The sequence below is a fragment of the Lipingzhangella halophila genome, assembly GCF_014203805.1.
Lineage (GTDB): Bacteria > Actinomycetota > Actinomycetes > Streptosporangiales > Streptosporangiaceae > Lipingzhangella > Lipingzhangella halophila.
In genome coordinates, this window is the sequence record NZ_JACHJT010000001.1 from 767719 (window position 1) to 783011 (window position 15293).

Below are 15293 nucleotides of genomic sequence, written 5' to 3' on the forward strand. Positions count from 1 at the left end.
CGGAGCGAGTCCTGCGAGCGAGCCAGCTTGCCGCCGAGCGAAGGTGCACCGTGTGCTCGGCGGCAAGCTGGCATCTCCTCGCTGCGCTCGGAGGTGCCCCATTGCCGCAACCCCGGGGAGATGCTCCGTGCTCGCACCGTTGGGAGGATGCTCCATGAAAGTGTGGAGGTACCGCTGTTGTTGAAAGGGCGCCGAGAGCGCCGCGTACCTGTGGGAAGGACTGGCGGCGCGTCCCTGACCAGGGCCCTGCACCGGCTCCCCGCACCCGAACCGCGCGAAGGCAGCATCACCACTCATGACGAACCATGACCTGACACCGGCACTCTCCCGCGGTGACATCGACACTGTCGGGCACCGGCGACGCGACGACGGGTGGCTGGAGAAGGCCTGGGCCGACCCCAACACCCGGGTGCTGGTCCTGCAGAGCGGCGACCCCAGCACCTACGGCTGGCGGGCGCTGCTGGCGCGCCAGTCGCGCGCCCTGGTCACCACCGGACCGGGGCGGCCGCGGTTGGTTTTCCACTCGCCGGCCGAGGCTCCCGAGGGGGAGCGCTACCTGCTCGGGGCCGACAGCGAGGGACGGGCCATCTTCGCCGTTCGCGCCGCCGCGGACCGTGACCTGCCCGAGCGCGAGGGCACCGAGTCCGCGTCGCTGCGCGAGGTGGGCGCGCTGCTCGACGACCGCGACTCCGGGCTGCTCACCCACGCCGTCGCGGTCGCCAACTGGAACGCCACACACCGCTTCTGCCCGATGTGCGGCGCCCCGCTGAGCATGACCGCGGCCGGGCACGTGCGCGTCTGCGAGCAGGAGGGCACCGAGCACTTCCCACGGATGGACCCGGCTGTGATCATGCTGGTCCACCGCGAAGCCGACGGGGTCGAGCAGTGCCTACTCGGCAACAACCCCCGCTGGCCGAGCAACCGGTACTCGGTGCTCGCCGGGTTCGTGGAGCCCGGGGAGTCACTGGAGCAGGCCGTGGTGCGCGAGGTCGCCGAAGAGGTCGGCGTGCTCGTGGCCGAGCCGCGGTACCTGGCATCGCAGCCGTGGCCGTTCCCGCGCAGCCTGATGCTGGGCTACCTGGCGCGGGCGGTCGGCGAGACCGAGCGCACCGACGCCGAGGAGATCGCCGACGTGCGCTGGTTCAGCCGCCCGCAGCTGTACGAGGCGGCGCATGCCGGCGAGGTGCTGCTGCCCGGATCGGTCTCGATCGCCCGCAAGCTGATCGAGCACTGGTACGGCGGCGAGCTACCCGGCGAATGGTAGCCAGCGATGCCGATGCCGCGGCAGCGCACCCTGCCCGGCAGCGCACGCGTCCGTTGCCGCATCGTGCGCGGCAGCGGGCACTAGGACGGCGACGTCGAGCTTTCGGCCGCGAGATCGCCGGGAAGCGGGGTCGAAGGGGCAGTGGAGCTCGTGATGACCTCCCGTGCCAGGTCGGCGACCTTTCGGCCGCGCGATCGGGCGGCGGAGCGAAGCCGCTGGAACGCCTCGCGAGGCTTCAGGGCGTGCCGCTCGGACAGCACTCCGATGGCCTGCTCGACAACCACCCGGGTGTGCAGCGCGTGCTCCAGTTGGCTGACGGTCACCCGGAGCTGTTCGATCTCCGTGGCATCGTCGGGCGCCTTCGGCGGACTGGTGGACGGGGTGTCCACCCGGCGCTCCTCCGTGGCGAGCAGGTCGGCCAGCACCATGGCGCTCAACAGGTCGGGCAGCTCCTGCCCGTTGTGCACGCGCCATCCGTCCGGCGTGCGCCGGATAACGCCTAAGTCGGCGTTTCGCCCGGCGTCCTCCTGCGCTGTGCTGTACGGCGTCACATCATCCCCCATATCGGCTGCCTTGCCGCGGCCGCCGCCCGGCGCGCGGTGGCGGCCGCGCTCCTACTGCTCCGTGAGCTTCTCCTTGACCTGGGCCAGTGACGGGTTCGTCATGGCCGTGCCATCGGCGAACACCAGGGTCGGAACCGTCTGGTTGCCACCGTTGACCCCCATCACGTACTCAGCAGCAGAGGGGTCGCGTTCGATGTCGACCTCCTGGATCGCGATGCCATCCCGCGCGAGCTGGCTCTTGAGCCGCTTGCAGAACCCGCACCAAGGGGTGGAGTACATCGTGACCTGCTCGGTGGTCGAGGAGGTAGGGGTGGTCATCTGGCCATCTCCTAACGAGAACCGTCCGGTCGGGGCGCCGGACACTGGCTACTTGCAACGTCCGGGGCGGTCCGTAGCTTCCCTGGCCTGCCGCTGTCAGCGGTTCGGACGCGCCCCGTCCGGTACCGGTTCCGTTACGTTTCCCGTCCACATTCGGTGCGTCCGAGTGCCGGTCTCCCCGCGCCCGCGCTGAAACTTGAGAGACTGGCTCGGGCGGCCGGGCTCCCAGTGGCGCGAAACGGCCGACGCGAGTGCGGTGAGCCTATGTGACACCTGCGACACAGGCGGATTGGAGAGGCCGGATGGATCCTGACCGCGTGCTGGAAGGGCTCGACCCCGAACAGCGCGATGCCGCGCGCTCCGTGCGCGGTCCGGTGTGCATCCTCGCTGGCGCGGGAACCGGGAAAACCCGGGCGATCACGCACCGCATCGCCTACGCGGTCGCCAGCGGGGTGGTCACCGAGCACCAGGTGCTGGCGGTGACGTTCACCACCCGGGCCGCGGGGGAGATGCGTGGTCGGCTGCGTGACCTCGGGGCTCCCCGGGTGCAGGCGCGCACCTTCCACGCGGCGGCGCTCCGCCAGCTCAGCTACTTCTGGCCGCAGGTGGTGGGTGGTCCCGAGCCCACGCTGATCGACAGCAAGCTCCAGGTGGTTGGCCGAGCGGCGCACTCGTGCGCTATCCAGCTCGACCGCACCGGGCTGCGCGACCTCGCGAGCGAGATCGAGTGGGCCAAGGTCACCCAGGTCCGGCCCTCCGACTACGAGAAGGCGGTGGTCAAGGCCGGCCGGACCGCCCCCATGGCCGCGCACGAAGTCGCCCGCGTCTACGAGGCCTACGAGGAGATGCGGCGCGACCGCAACCTGCTCGACTTCGAGTCGCTCCTGGAGCTGACCGCCGCGATGATCACCGAGCACCCGGCGGTCGCGCAGCGCGTCCGCGACCAGTACCGCTACTTCGTTGTCGACGAGTTCCAGGACGTCAACCCACTGCAGAAGCTGCTGCTCGACGCCTGGCTCGGCGACCGCGACGACGTGTGCGTGGTCGGCGATCCCAGCCAGACCATCTACTCGTTCGCCGGCGCCACCCCGAGCTTCCTCACCCGGTTCTCCGCCGGGTATCCGCACGCCACCGTGGTGCGGCTGGTGCGCGACTACCGGTCCACGCCGCAGGTGGTCCGGGTGGCCAACGGTGCGCTGCGGCACGCCCGCGGCCCGGCGGCGGAGCACCGGATCGAGCTGACGGCCCAGCGTCCCGACGGACCCGATCCCAGCTTCTCGGAGTACGAGGACGAGCCCGCCGAGGCCACCTCGGTCGCGCGCAAGATCGCCGCGCTGATCGACTCCGGCACCTCGGCCCGCGAGATCGCGGTGCTGTTCCGCACCAACTCGCAGTCGGCGGCCTACGAGCAGGCGCTCGCGGACAACGGCGTCCCCTTCACAGTCCGCGGCGCCACCCGGTTCTTCGAGCGTCCCGAGATCAAGCAGGCCGTGCACACCCTGCGCGGCGCGCGGCACGGGAACGAGAATGAGCCGTTGGCCACCCTGGTGCGGCACATCCTCACCCCGTTGGGGCTCACCGAGGCCGCGCCCGAAGGCCGAGAGGCCCGGGAGCGGTGGGAGTCTCTGGCCGCGCTGGCGCAGCTCGCCGAGGACGTGGCGGCCGAACGCCCCGGCGCCACCATGGGGGACTTCGCCGCCGAGCTCGACGCCCGGGTCGCCACCGAGCACGCCCCCGAGTTCGAGGGGGTCACCCTGGCCTCGCTGCACGCGGCCAAGGGACTCGAATGGGACGCCGTCTTCCTCGTCGGCCTCACCGAGGGCATGCTGCCGATCATCTACGCCGAGTCCGACGAACAGGTCGAGGAGGAACGGCGGCTGTTCTACGTCGGCGTCACCCGGGCCCGCGAGTACCTGGCGCTGTCCTGGGCGCTGGCGCGTTCGCCCGGTGGACGCAAGAGCCGCAAGCCGTCGCGGTTTCTCGACGGCCTGCGTCCGGCCTCGCCCGCGCTGGCGAGCGACCGTTCCGAACGCCGCCGCCAGGGAAAGGTGGTGCGCTGCCGTATCTGCGGGAACTCCCTTACCGAGGCCGCCGAACGCAAGCTCACCCGGTGCCTCGACTGTCCCGCCGACTACGATGAGGAGCTGCTGGAGCGCCTTAAGGCGTGGCGGTCGGAGACCGCGCGGGAGCAGAACGTGCCGGCGTTCGTCATCTTCACCGACGCGACCCTGCGTGCGGTCGCCGAACACGTCCCCACCAGCATCGGGCAGCTCTCGCGGATATCCGGTGTCGGGGCGGTGAAACTCGAACGCTACGGTGAGGCGGTACTTGCGTTGTGCGCGGAGAACATCTCCGGAGCCGGTACGGGAGAGGAACACGATGAGTGAGGCGGGCGGCGGACGCGGGGAGGGCGGCGCGGCCGGGACCGCGGAGTCGGCGCAGACCATCGATGGCCTGTTGAAGATCCTCGACCTCGAACAGATCGAGGTGAACATCTTCCGCGGCCGCAGTCCCGACGGCGGTCCGCAGCGGGTCTTCGGCGGCCAGGTGGCCGGGCAGGCGCTGGTCGCCGCGGGGCGCACGGTGCCCACCGACCGCCACGTCCACTCACTGCACGCCTACTTCATCCATCCGGGCGACCCGTCCGTCCCGATCGTCTATGACGTCGACCGGGTGCGCGACGGCCGCTCGTTCACCACCCGCCGCGTCTCAGCGATCCAGCACGGCAAGGCGATCTTCACCCTCTCGGCGTCGTTCCACAAGGCCGAGTCGGGGTTGGAACACCAGGTCGACATGCCCGATGTTCCCGCGCCCGAGGAGCTGCCCACCAACCGCGAGCGGCTCTTCCAGGCCTTCGGCAAGGTGCCGCGGTTCGCCCGCTGGCACCCGATCGAGCTGCGGCCCGTGGGTCCGCTGTCCTTCGAGGTCGAACGCGACCCCAGCCTGCGCACCACACGGAACCTCGTGTGGCTCAAGGTCGACGGCACGCTTCCCGACGACCCGATGCTGCACGTCTGCCTGATGACCTACGCCTCGGACCTGACGCTGCTCGACACCGTCCTGCTGGGGCACGGGCGCACCCTGGCCGGGATCTCGCTGGCCAGTCTTGACCACGCCATGTGGTTCCACCGCCCCTTCCGTGCCGACGAGTGGCTGCTCTACGCCCAGGAGACCCCGAGCGCGTCCGGCGCGCGCGGGCTGGCCCGCGGCCTGGTGTACACGCGCAGTGGCGAGCTCGCGTGCTCCGTTGTCCAGGAAGGGCTCATCCGGGTGATGGACGGCGAGGCGGAGTAGGGCCGGTAGAGCCGGCCCCTTTGATGCCGCGACCTCCGGAGCAGTTTCGGCCGGACCCGGTCAAATTCGCAGGTAAAAAATGGGTTGCCGGTGCAATCCGGCCCCTCTAAGGTTGTTCCTGTTGTCGCCAGCGCGCACCGGCGGGGGAACCCGCCCGGTGGACCCGTGAAGGAGGTGTCCCGTCTGATGAGCGCACAGATCCGCCATTCCGGCTCGATCCCGGCCGTTCGTTTCACGGGCGCCCTGTGCGGTGGCAGCAAGCCCGCTCAGCCGCGCGTGGCCTATGGCGCCATGCGTGTGGAGCGGGCCGAGGAGCGTGCGGTCAGCAGGATGCGAGCCGATCTCGCCGGAATGATGGCGCGGGTCTGGCAACACAGCGTGACCGAGCTTAAGCCCGCCGAAGGAACCCCGCGCCTCAAGGGCGTCGTGGGGTGGTGTCCACGGAGCGTATTCACCTAGCCAGCTAAGGCCGGGTGTCTCTCCCGTGGCCGCGGACCCCACATCGGGGCCGCGGCCTTCTTCGTTCGTCGCCGATGGTGCTCCCAACCAAACGGGACCGCCGTGCGCGGACACGTGGCAGGTCATAGCCCCGAAGCCGGAAGGCACTCCGGCCGTCGTAGCCGCCAACCACGATGAAGACGAATGATCAGGGAGGACACCGATGCTTGCGTCGGTCCTGGAAGCTCCGTGGCTCGGGGAAGTGGAGGTCCCTTGTCGTTGGGACCCGGACCTCTTCTTCGCTGAGGCCCCGGCCGACGTCGAGGCCGCCAAGGCCGTCTGCCAGACCTGCCCCGTCCGGGAGCAGTGCCTGGCGGACGCGCTGGAGCGGCGCGAGCCCTGGGGTGTGTGGGGTGGCGAGCTGCTGGTCTCCGGCAAGATCGTGCCGCGCAAGCGGCCGCGTGGCCGGCCCCGCAAGAACCCCGAGGTCGCCGCGGCCTGAGCCAACTTGCGCCCTCGCCGGCCGGGCGAGCCGCTGACTCCGAGACACTCACCGTTCTGCCGGAAGGGACACCACAGGAATGTTGCTCCACGAGTTCGAGCGACACGAGAACACCGCCAGGAAGCGCGACCGCCAGCGCGACCTGCTCCAGGCGCGCCGCCGCAGGGCCGAGCTGCGCGAGCGCGAGCGCATCGAGCGCTCGGCCCGCGAGCGAAGGGATGCGCGCCGGAGCTGACCCGGGTTCGACAACCCGGTGGCGGAGCGAGGGGCCGGTGCCCGCGGGCACCGGCCCCTCCGGTCTGCGCGGTGCCTGGCCACCTTCGGTCAGGGATTGGCCGGTTTCCCCTGGCGCGGAACGGCCGAGAGAGGGAGACGACCCGCATTGTTGCGGGCGACCGCGCCGCAAGGAGGCGCGCGGCCGTGCGCCGGATGCAACATTTGCCCCCTGTGTGGTTGGTCGCCTCTGAGCTACCGTGAGTTTGTGCCTCCGAACACAAAAGTCGAGGTACGCCGTAGTTCCCGCCGCCGGCGGACCGTGTCGGCCTACCGCGACGGGAACAAGACGGTCGTCCTCGTTCCCGCAACGTTCTCCCACGCGGAAGAGAAGCGCTGGGTGGATCGGATGCTGGAACGACTGGAGGCACGCGAGGAGCGCCGCCGCCCCGACGACGACGCCCTCCACACGCGAGCGCTCGACCTCACCGAACGCTATCTCGCCGGGCTCGCCCAGCCCGAGTCTGTGCGCTGGGTCGACAACCAGCAGGCCCGGTGGGGATCGTGCACCCCAGAGGACGGCGCCATCCGCCTCTCGCGGCGGTTGTCGGGGATGCCGTCCTGGGTGGTCGACTACGTGCTCGTGCACGAACTGGTGCACCTGATCATTCCGCACCACGGCCCCGAGTTCTGGGACATGGTGCGGCGCTACCCCAAGGCGGAGCGCGCCCGCGGCTACCTCGAAGGAGTCAGCGCCGCGCCGCGCCTCGACGCCGGGGCCGACCTCGCCGTCGAGGACAGCATCGACGATGACGAGGACTGAAGAAGGGGAGGCGCGGCGTCGCGCGCTCCCAGACCGTGCGTATCGGGCGCTGGGCACCGTCAGCGTTCGGCGGCTGGCCGTGAGTCGGGATTGACGAGGTACTGGACACGTTCCATGAGCGGTTTGCGCTGCGTGTTCTGGAAGCTCGCGATAAGCCACCCGTCGTCGGGCTGCCGCTGCAGGGTGTAGGTCTGCACCTTGGAGGGGGTGTCCGGCGGCTCGTCTTCGTAGGTGTCGCCGCGCGTGGTGACGATAGCGGTGTCCGGGCCGAGGAGCCGAATACCGAGGAAGGAGTCACTGAGCTTGGTGCCGGAAAGGACTCCGTCGAACAGGGCACGATGGCCCTCTACGATGTCGGTGCGCCCGTCGTAGTAGGTTCCGGCGAATGCCGTGTAGGTGGCGTCTTCGGTGAATGAGGTCCCGTAGGCGTCGGCGTCGCCGACGGCCCACGCCTCACTCAGCGCTTCGATACTGTGGCAGATCCCCTGCTGTGCCTCTTCGGCGTCCATGCCGTCGGGGACCCCGGTGATCGGGGCTTCCTCGCAGTCGGTCTCACCGGTCACCTGGACGTCCGAGGTAGCCGTCAGCCACAAGTACCCGCTGACCGCGGCCACGCTGATGGCGCCGACGGCGCCGAGCCCGCTCCAGAGAACCCATCGTCTGCGACGTGGCTGTCGTGTTGTGTCGCTGGCGGAGGCGTGGGAGGAAGTGAAAGGCACGGGTGCGCTCCGTTGGAATCGTCTTCGGTGGGCCAGGATTCTCAGTGGTTGCCGTTCTCGGCGTCGTCTTCAGGGGGGATGAGGGCCGCCAGCGTGTCCACGTCGTGCCATTCGATGGCTCCCGAACGGATGTCGTCGACCAAGGTGTTGACCCAGTCACGTTCGTTGAGTAACCGGTGACGCTCGAACTCCCCTTCGATCTGCAGAATCTGCGGCAGATACTCGGGCGCTGAGGCCGACTCCGCGGCCTCAGCGAGCCGTTGGGCACGAAGCTCCAGCTCCTGGGCGACGGCGTCCGCGGGCAGGGACGAGGCGAAGGAGAGCGCCGCCACGAAAAGGGCGGTGTCCCGCTGCGGTGTCGCCAGAAGAAGACGGAGCCTCTTCTCCAGGGTTGCCGCGCCGGCGTCGGTGAGCTCGTACAAGGTCCGCTCTGGGCGCGATCCCTGACGTTCGGTCTTCTGAGCCGAGATGAGGCCGTCTCGGCTCAGCCGGTCCACCGCGTAGTACAGGCTCCGGGGGAGCCCGGTGACGAAGTCCTTGTGCGTAATGACCATCATCCGGTGGATCTCATAGGTGTGGCGGGGGCCGGCTCGCAGTAGGGCGAGCACGGTGAGGGACGCGAGATCGCGTTCCGCACGACTCAAAGTGAGAGTTTCCATATGGGAATTTGTAATATAGTAATCAACACTAGTCAAGTCCGAGGTGGGATGGATCGGCGCATGCACGCGTAGTCACTGGAAGAGAGCTCCGTCACCAACGGGCGTGCCATGGTCGTGGTCGACGACCAGGGTGGGCCGAACTGGCTGTGTGCAAAGGTCCCCGGGCGCACATGACCCGGCACCGGCGGTGTCCTGGCCGGCGATGGTGTACTCGCGGGCGTGCGGGGACGGGTTTCCTCCGAAGGTGCTGGCCCGTGCCGTACCGCCGCTACTGGAACCGGGCCACGAAGCGTCGCTGCCAGGGTGTCTCCACGGCGCGTGCCGTGTAGTACCGCCGGACGTAGCCGACCGCCTCGTGGTTGGGTACTCCGTCGAGAATGGCGAGACAGGCCAGCGCCGTGCCAGTCCGCCCTCGCCCGCCCTTGCAGGCGATCTCGACACGCTCGGTCGCGGCGCGTTCCCACGCCTCGCGCAGTGCCTCCCGGGTGGCGGTGCGGTCGGCCGGCAACCAGAAGTCCCGCCAACGCACCCATCGCGCCTCCCACGGGGCCGGTGGAGGCGCGGAGCCGAGCAGGTACAGCGCGAAAGCCGGTGTCGGGCCCTCAGGCAGCGGGTACCTGAGGGCCCGGCCCCGGACGAGCCGGCCCGAGGGCAGCTCCAGTACCCCAGCTGCCGTGGAATCCCACGAAGCGGTCACCAGAGTTCCTCCGCGGCTGCCCCCGCCTTCAGGCGAGGGCTTCCCGCGAAAGCAGGGCTCGGGTGCCCGACCCGGCGAGCTTGCGAGCCAAAAAACACCCTTAGCCAGTGCAGATTCCGTCGCCGGTGCGGGCCGCCTGTGCGGCCGCCCGAACCAGGGCGCGGCACGACTCATCGGTGGGTTCCGGGAGGTTGTCCGCGGGGAACCAGCCGAGATCAACGGATTCAGCGTCGGCACGGGTGAGCTCGGCGTCGTTCCGCGCAACCGCCGCGTACTGGACGTCGAAGTGCCACGTGCCACCGCCGCACGGAACCCAGTGCCTGTCGAGTCGGACTGGGGCGGGCAGCAGCCGCAGCTCGCTGATCCCGGACTCCTCGGTGGCCTCGCGCAACGCGGCGGCGGCCAGCGAGGGGTCGTCGGGTTCGCAGTGTCCGCCGGTCTGCAGCCACATGCGCAGCCCTCGGTGCAGGGTGAGGACGGTCCGCTCGCCCGCCGGGTCCACGATCGCGGCGCTCGCCGTGACGTGCCCCGCACGGCACTCGCGCCGCATGCCGTCGGGGTGACGCGCCAGGTGCGCCAGATACTCGCGGCGCAGGGCGTCCTGAGCGGGATCGGGGGCGGCCCAGGGGGAGAGGACCGCTTGGGCGTCTTTGTGCAGCCTCACCTGTCGCCCTCGGTGCCGTCCGTGCCCTTCGAGCCGTCCTCGTTACCGGTACCCCCGTCCTCCTTGCCGGTCTCGCCGGTGAACTGTGTGATGTCGATCTCGGGGGAGCCGTCACCGGTCTGGCCGTGGACGAACGCCTCGGGGGAGTCGAGGTCGGAGCTGGAGGGCATCAGGTCGGGGTGCTCCCAGATGGCGTCGCGTCCCTGTACACCGTGGGCGTCCTCAAGCGCGCTCCAGAGTGCGGCGGCCTCGCGCAGCCGGCGCGGCCGCAGTTCGAGTCCCACGAGGGTGGCGAACGTGTGCTCCGCCGGTCCGCCAGTGGCCCGCCGCCGCCGGCTGGCCTCAGCCAGCGAGGCCGTGTTCGGGAGCCGTTCCGCGACAGCCGAGGAGACCACTACCGACACCCACCCCTCGATCAGGGCGAGCATGGTCTCCAGGCGCGCGAGTGATGCCTTCTGCTGGGGCGTGTCCTGCGGTTGGAACAGGCCCCCGCTCTCGGTGCCGGACAGCGCCTCCTGCAGCGCCTCGGGGTTGGAGATGTCGATCTGGCCGAGCTTCTCCTCGAGCCCGCTCATGTCGAACGACATGCCCAGCGCGTACTCCTCGACCAGGTTGAACAGGTGGGAGCGCAGCCACGGCACGTGCCCGAAAAGACGGTGCAGCGCCGCCTCGCGGGCCGCGAGGTACAGCCGTACTTCGTCGCCGGGGATCTCCAGTCCCTCACCGAACTTCTGGACGCCGGCCGGCAGGAGCGCCGCGCGGCCGTTCTCGCCCAGCGGCAGCCCGACATCGGTGGACCCGACGACCTCGCGGGCCAGCTCACCAATGGCCTGGCCGGCCTGCTGGCCGACAAGCATGCCGCCCATCTGCTGCACCATGCCCATCAACGGGCCAGCCATGGACTGCATCTCGTCCGGCAGGTTCTGCCCCATAGACTCGACGATGCGGGAGGTCAGCGGCTCGCACAGCCGCGACCAGGTCGGCATGGTCCGCTCGACCCATTCCGCTCGGCTCCACGCCTCCATGGTGTGCACACCCGACGGCAGCGTGGTGGCCTCGTTCAACCACAGGTCGGCCAGCCGTAGCGACTCCTGGACCTGCGCGTACTCAGCGGGGCTGACGCTGCTGTCGCCGTGCTGGGAGACGGTGTGCCGGGCGATGTTCTTGGCCACGTCCCAGTTGACGGTGGAGCCGGTGCCCTGCTCCTTCTCGGGTGACGACTGCGCCGCCATCATGTCGGCGAACTGGCGAAGCATCTGCGCCATCTGCTGCGGGTCGCCGAACGGGAATCCGCCGCCCGGCGCGTTCGGGTCGTCCCCACCGGGACCGCCCTTGCCGCGCCCCGAGCCGGAGTCGCCCGACCCCCGCCCGGACTCGTCATCGGGGTCGTTCGGCATGTTGAAACCAAAGGGTAGGTCGCTCACGATTAGACCTCAGGGCAGGATAGGAATGTCTCCACTACTGTCACGTTAGCTGGGAGCCGCCCCGAGTGAGTACCCAAACCAGCAAGGTTCGCCCACAGCACAGCCCAGAGCCCACCGGACCGGTGGTCGCGGTCACCGGTGCCGCCACGGGTGTGGGCCGTGCGCTCGTGGAGCGGCTCCGAGCCATCGCGGACCCCGGCGCTGTCGGCAGGATCGTCGCCATCGACGACCACAGCGACGATTTCGATGGGGTGACCTGGGAGGTCACGGACATCTGCAACCCCAGCTTCGCCCCGCGGATCTCCGGGGTGGACGTGCTCGTGCACACCGCCGACGACCGGTCCCTGGAGTCGTCGCCCGCAGACCGCCGCGCGCACAATGTTCGCGCGGCGCAGACCATCCTCACCGCGGCCGCCGCCCAACGTGTCTCCCGTGTCATCTTGCTCACCAGCACCATGGTCTACGGCGCGGACCCGGCCAACCCGATTCCGATGTCCGAGGACAGCCCGGTCTCCGCCGAGCTCGGCGCCGGGACGATCGGGGACTTCGCCGAGGTCGAGGACCTGGCCCGCGTCGCCCGCCGGGCGCATCCCGGGCTTTCGGTGACGGTGGTGCGCCCGGCCCCGCTGGTCGGGCCGGGCATCGACACGCTGCTGACCCGGCATTTCGCCGCCCCCCGGCTGCTGACCGTGAAAGGCCAGGAGCAAGCGTGGCAGTTCTGCCACGTCGATGACCTGGTCAGCGCGCTGGAGTTCGTCGTCGTGCACGATATCGACGGCAAGGACGGGGCGCTGGCGGTCGGCTGCGACGGCGCGCTCAGCCAAGCTGAGACCGAGGAGATCGCCGGGCTGCGCGGTTTCGACGTCCCCGCGAACGTGGCCTTCAGCGCCACCCAGCGGCTGCACCGGGTGGGGATCACGCCGGCGACCAGCAGCGAGATGAAGTTCCTGGTCTACCCGTGCGTCGTCGACTGCCGCACACTGCGCGAGGCGGGGTGGCGGCCCGCGTACGACAACGAGACGTCGCTGCGCGCGCTCCTGGAGGCCCGCACCGGCAAGCCCGCTCTGGTCGGCCGGAACCTCGGCCGCAAAGAGGCGACCATCACCGCGGCCAGCGCGGCGGGTGCGGCCGTCGCCGCGGTGGGCACCACGGCGGCCATCCGCTACCTCCGCAAGCGGCGTAAGGGATGACCATGGGCGCGAGGTGTCCCGGCGCCTCGCGGTGGCTCCTGGCCGCTCCGAGTTGGCCAAAGAACCCGGCGCCGAGGGCACAGCCTTGGTAACGTCGGCATTGTGGAACTGATCAGCCTGGTAGGACTACGCGAGACCCCGCTCTCTATCGACGAGGTCACCGCGTCAGTGGCCGAGCCCAAGGCCGGCGGGACGGCGTTCTTCGTGGGCACGGTTCGCGACCATGACCACGGGCGCGGCGTGCAGACGCTTTCGTACTCGGCGCATCCGTCCGCCGAAGCGGAGATGCGGCGTGTCATGGAGAAGGTGGTCGCCGACACCACCGTCGCCGGCCGCCCCGTATGGCGGGTCGCGGCGCTGCACCGGGTGGGGGAGTTGGATATCGGCGACATCGCGGTCGTCGTCGCCGCTTCCGCCGCGCACCGCGACGAGGCGTTCGACGCCTGCCGCCGGCTGATCGACGACATCAAGGCAGAAGTCCCGATCTGGAAGCACCAGGACTTCACCGACGGGAGCTCGGAATGGGTCGGCGCCTGCTAGGACCTGCGCGGGCCGGTTTCCCGGGCCGATGAGTTTCCCGGTTCTGAGCGGCGTTTAGGCTGTCCGTCATGTTCCGTCGTTCCATGACCCTGCTCGTCGCGGTTGTACTCCTGGTCGGCCTCGCCGTTGGGGCGATGTACCTGCCGGTCCCGTACCTCGTCGCCTCACCGGGGCTCGCCCTGAACACCATCGGAGAGGTCGAGGGTGAGCAGGTGATTCACGTGGAGGGCGAGGAGAGCTACGAACACGACGGTGAGCTCGCCATGGTCACCGTGCAGTACTCCGGTGGCCCCGGCGCCCACATGGACATGTTCACGGTCCTGAGCGCGTGGCTGTCGCCGAACCAGGCCGTCCTCCCCGAGGAGGCGCTCTTCCCGCCGGACCAGAGCCTGGAGGAGATCAACGAGAGCCAGGACCTGCAAATGGACGACTCCCAGACCGCGGCGACCGCGGCGGCGCTCAACGAGCTGGACATCGACTACGACATCCGGTCCGTGGTCATGGGCGTCGGCGAGGACATGCCCGCGAGTGGGGAGCTCGCGAAGGGCGATGTGATCACCGAGGTCGACGGTGAGCCGGTGGCCGGCAAGGACGAGACGGTCGAACAGGTCTCGGACCGCGAACCGGGCGATCCCGTCGAGCTGACCGTGCTCCGCGACGGCGAGACCGAGAAGTTCGAGCTGACCACCACCGACGACGACGGCACCGCGCTCATCGGGATCATGGTCGGCAACGACATGGAGTTCCCGTTCGACGTCGAGATCACTGTCGGCGAGGTCGGCGGACCCAGCGCCGGGATGATGTTCGCCCTGGGGATCATGGACCGCCTGACCCCCGAGGGGCTCACCGGCGGGGAGACGATCGCGGGGTCCGGGACGATCGAGCCGGACGGCACCGTGGGCGGTGTGAGCGGGGTCGAGCAGAAGGTGGTCAGCGCCGCCGAAGAGGGCGCGGACTACTTCCTCGTCGCCGAGGATAGCTGTGGCCAGGCAATGAGCTCGGCCGCGAGCGACGAGGTGGACGTGGTCAAGGTCGGCGAGCTCGGGGATGCGGTAGACGCGCTGGAGGACATCCGGGATGGCGCTGACCCCGCTGACCTGCCGAGCTGCTAGCCGCCGGGCCGAGAAGACCGCCCCTTCACAAGCGTACGAAGGGGCTGGTCGTCACGCTTGCCGCGGTGTCACTCCTCGTCGTCGCTCAGGGTCAGGGCCAGGGCCGAAGTGAGCGCCGGCATCAGGTCCTCTCCGTTGAGCACCTGGTCGTCGCTGTCGTACTGCCGCATGCGCATGGCTGAGTGGCGCGCGCCATCGCGCAGGACGCCCGCGACCATGCGCACCTCCTCGGCGTCGGGTTGGTCCTTGGCCCACTGGCCGGGGTCGGCGTCCTCGGGAGGCGCCAAGGTCTCATCGGACCCCTTCATCACCAGGCGCTCCATGACCAGCGCGCAGCCGGTGACGGCCTCGGGCCAGGCCATCCGGCCGAGTGCCTCCTCGATGGGCATCCCTTCGGGGAGCGGCTCCTGCTCGACCGGAGTCAGGTCGTCGGCGTCGACGTCCTCGCCCAGGCCGAGCATTTCGGCGAGCGCCGGCTCACGCTCGATCAGGTCAGTGGTAGCCACCAGAGCGTAGACCCGGATGGGCTGGTCCCAGCCCTTCTCGGACGCGTGGCGCTCCAGCTCCAGCACGGCTTCGCGAATATTGAATGACACCCTTCCATGGTGGCCGATGACGCGGGTGGATGCTCCCGCTCCGCGGAGTAGGCTCCAAGTAACCTGTGAGGACTCCGCGTCGATGCGGGTTCGAATTCGGACTGATGTCGTGTTGTCATCGGTGTGACGCGTGATTCCGGGAACCTGGCCCGGCCGTGACGAGTTAGCTTAGTGAGTTTTTACGAGCACGAGGGACGACGACGTCCCGCCTACTACGAGATCACCGTAACGAGGGGGAGGCGTGAGCTTCCGATCGCCCGGCGCACCGACTGCGCGT

General features: G+C 69.7%; 18 protein-coding genes. 10 read left to right on the plus strand and 8 right to left on the minus strand.

The window, feature by feature from the left end:
* Positions 1–295 precede the first annotated feature (295 nt).
* Complete coding sequence (gene nudC / locus F4561_RS03560) at positions 296–1264, plus strand: NAD(+) diphosphatase (protein ID WP_184574742.1); 969 nt, start codon at positions 296–298, stop codon at positions 1262–1264.
* A gap of 80 nt (positions 1265–1344) precedes the next feature.
* Here nudC and F4561_RS03565 read toward each other — a convergent pair whose 3' ends face one another.
* On the minus strand, positions 1345–1827 hold the full coding sequence (locus tag F4561_RS03565; RefSeq protein ID WP_184574744.1) for an ANTAR domain-containing response regulator: 483 nt from the start codon (positions 1825–1827) through the stop codon (positions 1345–1347).
* Positions 1828–1878: 51 nt separating this feature from the next.
* Positions 1879–2145 carry a mycoredoxin gene (locus tag F4561_RS03570; RefSeq protein WP_184574746.1) on the minus strand — a complete coding sequence of 89 codons (267 nt, stop codon included), beginning with the start codon at positions 2143–2145 and terminating at the stop codon, positions 1879–1881.
* A gap of 302 nt (positions 2146–2447) precedes the next feature.
* Here F4561_RS03570 and F4561_RS03575 point away from each other — a divergent pair, with 302 nt between their 5' ends.
* From F4561_RS03575 to F4561_RS03600, 6 genes are all read left to right on the plus strand, one after another.
* The gene (locus F4561_RS03575) at positions 2448–4532 is read left to right on the plus strand and encodes an ATP-dependent DNA helicase UvrD2 (RefSeq protein WP_184574748.1); all 2085 of its coding nucleotides are present in this window, start codon (positions 2448–2450) and stop codon (positions 4530–4532) included.
* Complete coding sequence (gene tesB, locus F4561_RS03580; RefSeq protein ID WP_184574750.1) at positions 4525–5439, plus strand: acyl-CoA thioesterase II; 915 nt, start codon at positions 4525–4527, stop codon at positions 5437–5439. Before F4561_RS03575 ends, tesB begins: the two co-directional genes overlap by 8 nt.
* Before the next feature lie 186 nt (positions 5440–5625).
* The gene (locus tag F4561_RS03585; protein WP_184574752.1) at positions 5626–5898 is read left to right on the plus strand and encodes a hypothetical protein; all 273 of its coding nucleotides are present in this window, start codon (positions 5626–5628) and stop codon (positions 5896–5898) included.
* 202 nt (positions 5899–6100) lie between these two features.
* Positions 6101–6379, plus strand: a complete 279-nt coding sequence (locus F4561_RS03590; RefSeq protein WP_184574754.1) for a WhiB family transcriptional regulator — start codon at positions 6101–6103, stop codon at positions 6377–6379.
* Positions 6380–6458: 79 nt separating this feature from the next.
* Positions 6459–6614, plus strand: a complete 156-nt coding sequence (locus F4561_RS03595) for a hypothetical protein (protein WP_184574756.1) — start codon at positions 6459–6461, stop codon at positions 6612–6614.
* Between the two features lie 246 nt (positions 6615–6860).
* Positions 6861–7415, plus strand: coding sequence for a M48 metallopeptidase family protein (locus F4561_RS03600; RefSeq protein ID WP_184574758.1), 555 nt, complete (start codon positions 6861–6863; stop codon positions 7413–7415).
* Between the two features lie 59 nt (positions 7416–7474).
* Here the strand turns inward: F4561_RS03600 and F4561_RS03605 are convergent, their stop codons facing one another.
* The 5 genes from F4561_RS03605 to F4561_RS03625 form a co-directional block, all read right to left on the minus strand.
* Entirely contained in the window at positions 7475–8134 is a 660-nt protein-coding gene (locus tag F4561_RS03605) for an SgcJ/EcaC family oxidoreductase (RefSeq protein WP_221445353.1), read from the minus strand.
* Between the two features lie 41 nt (positions 8135–8175).
* The gene (locus F4561_RS03610; RefSeq protein ID WP_221445354.1) at positions 8176–8778 is read right to left on the minus strand and encodes a PadR family transcriptional regulator; all 603 of its coding nucleotides are present in this window, start codon (positions 8776–8778) and stop codon (positions 8176–8178) included.
* Positions 8779–9061: 283 nt separating this feature from the next.
* Complete coding sequence (locus tag F4561_RS03615) at positions 9062–9490, minus strand: protein-tyrosine phosphatase family protein (protein ID WP_184574762.1); 429 nt, start codon at positions 9488–9490, stop codon at positions 9062–9064.
* A gap of 100 nt (positions 9491–9590) precedes the next feature.
* Positions 9591–10154 carry an NUDIX hydrolase gene (locus F4561_RS03620; RefSeq protein WP_184574764.1) on the minus strand — a complete coding sequence of 188 codons (564 nt, stop codon included), beginning with the start codon at positions 10152–10154 and terminating at the stop codon, positions 9591–9593.
* Positions 10151–11578: a zinc-dependent metalloprotease gene (locus F4561_RS03625; protein WP_312885126.1), complete on the minus strand. Its 1428-nt coding sequence runs from the start codon at positions 11576–11578 to the stop codon at positions 10151–10153. The genes F4561_RS03620 and F4561_RS03625 overlap by 4 nt, the downstream gene beginning before the upstream one ends.
* A 122-nt stretch (positions 11579–11700) precedes the next feature.
* Between F4561_RS03625 and F4561_RS03630 the strand changes: the two genes are divergently transcribed.
* The 3 genes from F4561_RS03630 to F4561_RS03640 all read left to right on the plus strand — a co-directional run bounded on the left by F4561_RS03630 (position 11701) and on the right by F4561_RS03640 (position 14420).
* Complete coding sequence (locus F4561_RS03630; protein ID WP_184583121.1) at positions 11701–12768, plus strand: NAD-dependent epimerase/dehydratase family protein; 1068 nt, start codon at positions 11701–11703, stop codon at positions 12766–12768.
* Between the two features lie 102 nt (positions 12769–12870).
* Positions 12871–13308 (plus strand): molybdenum cofactor biosynthesis protein MoaE, encoded by a 438-nt coding sequence (locus F4561_RS03635; RefSeq protein ID WP_184574766.1) that lies wholly within the window; start codon positions 12871–12873, stop codon positions 13306–13308.
* A gap of 68 nt (positions 13309–13376) precedes the next feature.
* Complete coding sequence (locus F4561_RS03640; RefSeq protein WP_184574768.1) at positions 13377–14420, plus strand: YlbL family protein; 1044 nt, start codon at positions 13377–13379, stop codon at positions 14418–14420.
* 68 nt (positions 14421–14488) lie between these two features.
* Here F4561_RS03640 and F4561_RS03645 read toward each other — a convergent pair whose 3' ends face one another.
* Complete coding sequence (locus F4561_RS03645; RefSeq protein ID WP_312885128.1) at positions 14489–15016, minus strand: PPA1309 family protein; 528 nt, start codon at positions 15014–15016, stop codon at positions 14489–14491.
* Positions 15017–15293: the final 277 nt, after the last annotated feature.

Bases quoted from the DNA above. Each gene is read 5' to 3' on its own strand.
- F4561_RS03590 (WP_184574754.1), top strand. From the start codon at position 6,101: ATGCTTGCGTCGGTCCTGGAAGCTCCGTGGCTCGGGGAAGTGGAGGTC.
- nudC (WP_184574742.1), top strand. From the start codon at position 296: ATGACGAACCATGACCTGACACCGGCACTCTCCCGCGGTGACATCGAC.
- F4561_RS03595 (WP_184574756.1), top strand. From the start codon at position 6,459: ATGTTGCTCCACGAGTTCGAGCGACACGAGAACACCGCCAGGAAGCGC.
- F4561_RS03570 (WP_184574746.1), bottom strand. From the start codon at position 2,145: ATGACCACCCCTACCTCCTCGACCACCGAGCAGGTCACGATGTACTCC.
- F4561_RS03565 (WP_184574744.1), bottom strand. From the start codon at position 1,827: ATGGGGGATGATGTGACGCCGTACAGCACAGCGCAGGAGGACGCCGGG.
- F4561_RS03585 (WP_184574752.1), top strand. From the start codon at position 5,626: ATGAGCGCACAGATCCGCCATTCCGGCTCGATCCCGGCCGTTCGTTTC.
- tesB (WP_184574750.1), top strand. From the start codon at position 4,525: ATGAGTGAGGCGGGCGGCGGACGCGGGGAGGGCGGCGCGGCCGGGACC.
- F4561_RS03575 (WP_184574748.1), top strand. From the start codon at position 2,448: ATGGATCCTGACCGCGTGCTGGAAGGGCTCGACCCCGAACAGCGCGAT.
- F4561_RS03640 (WP_184574768.1), top strand. From the start codon at position 13,377: ATGTTCCGTCGTTCCATGACCCTGCTCGTCGCGGTTGTACTCCTGGTC.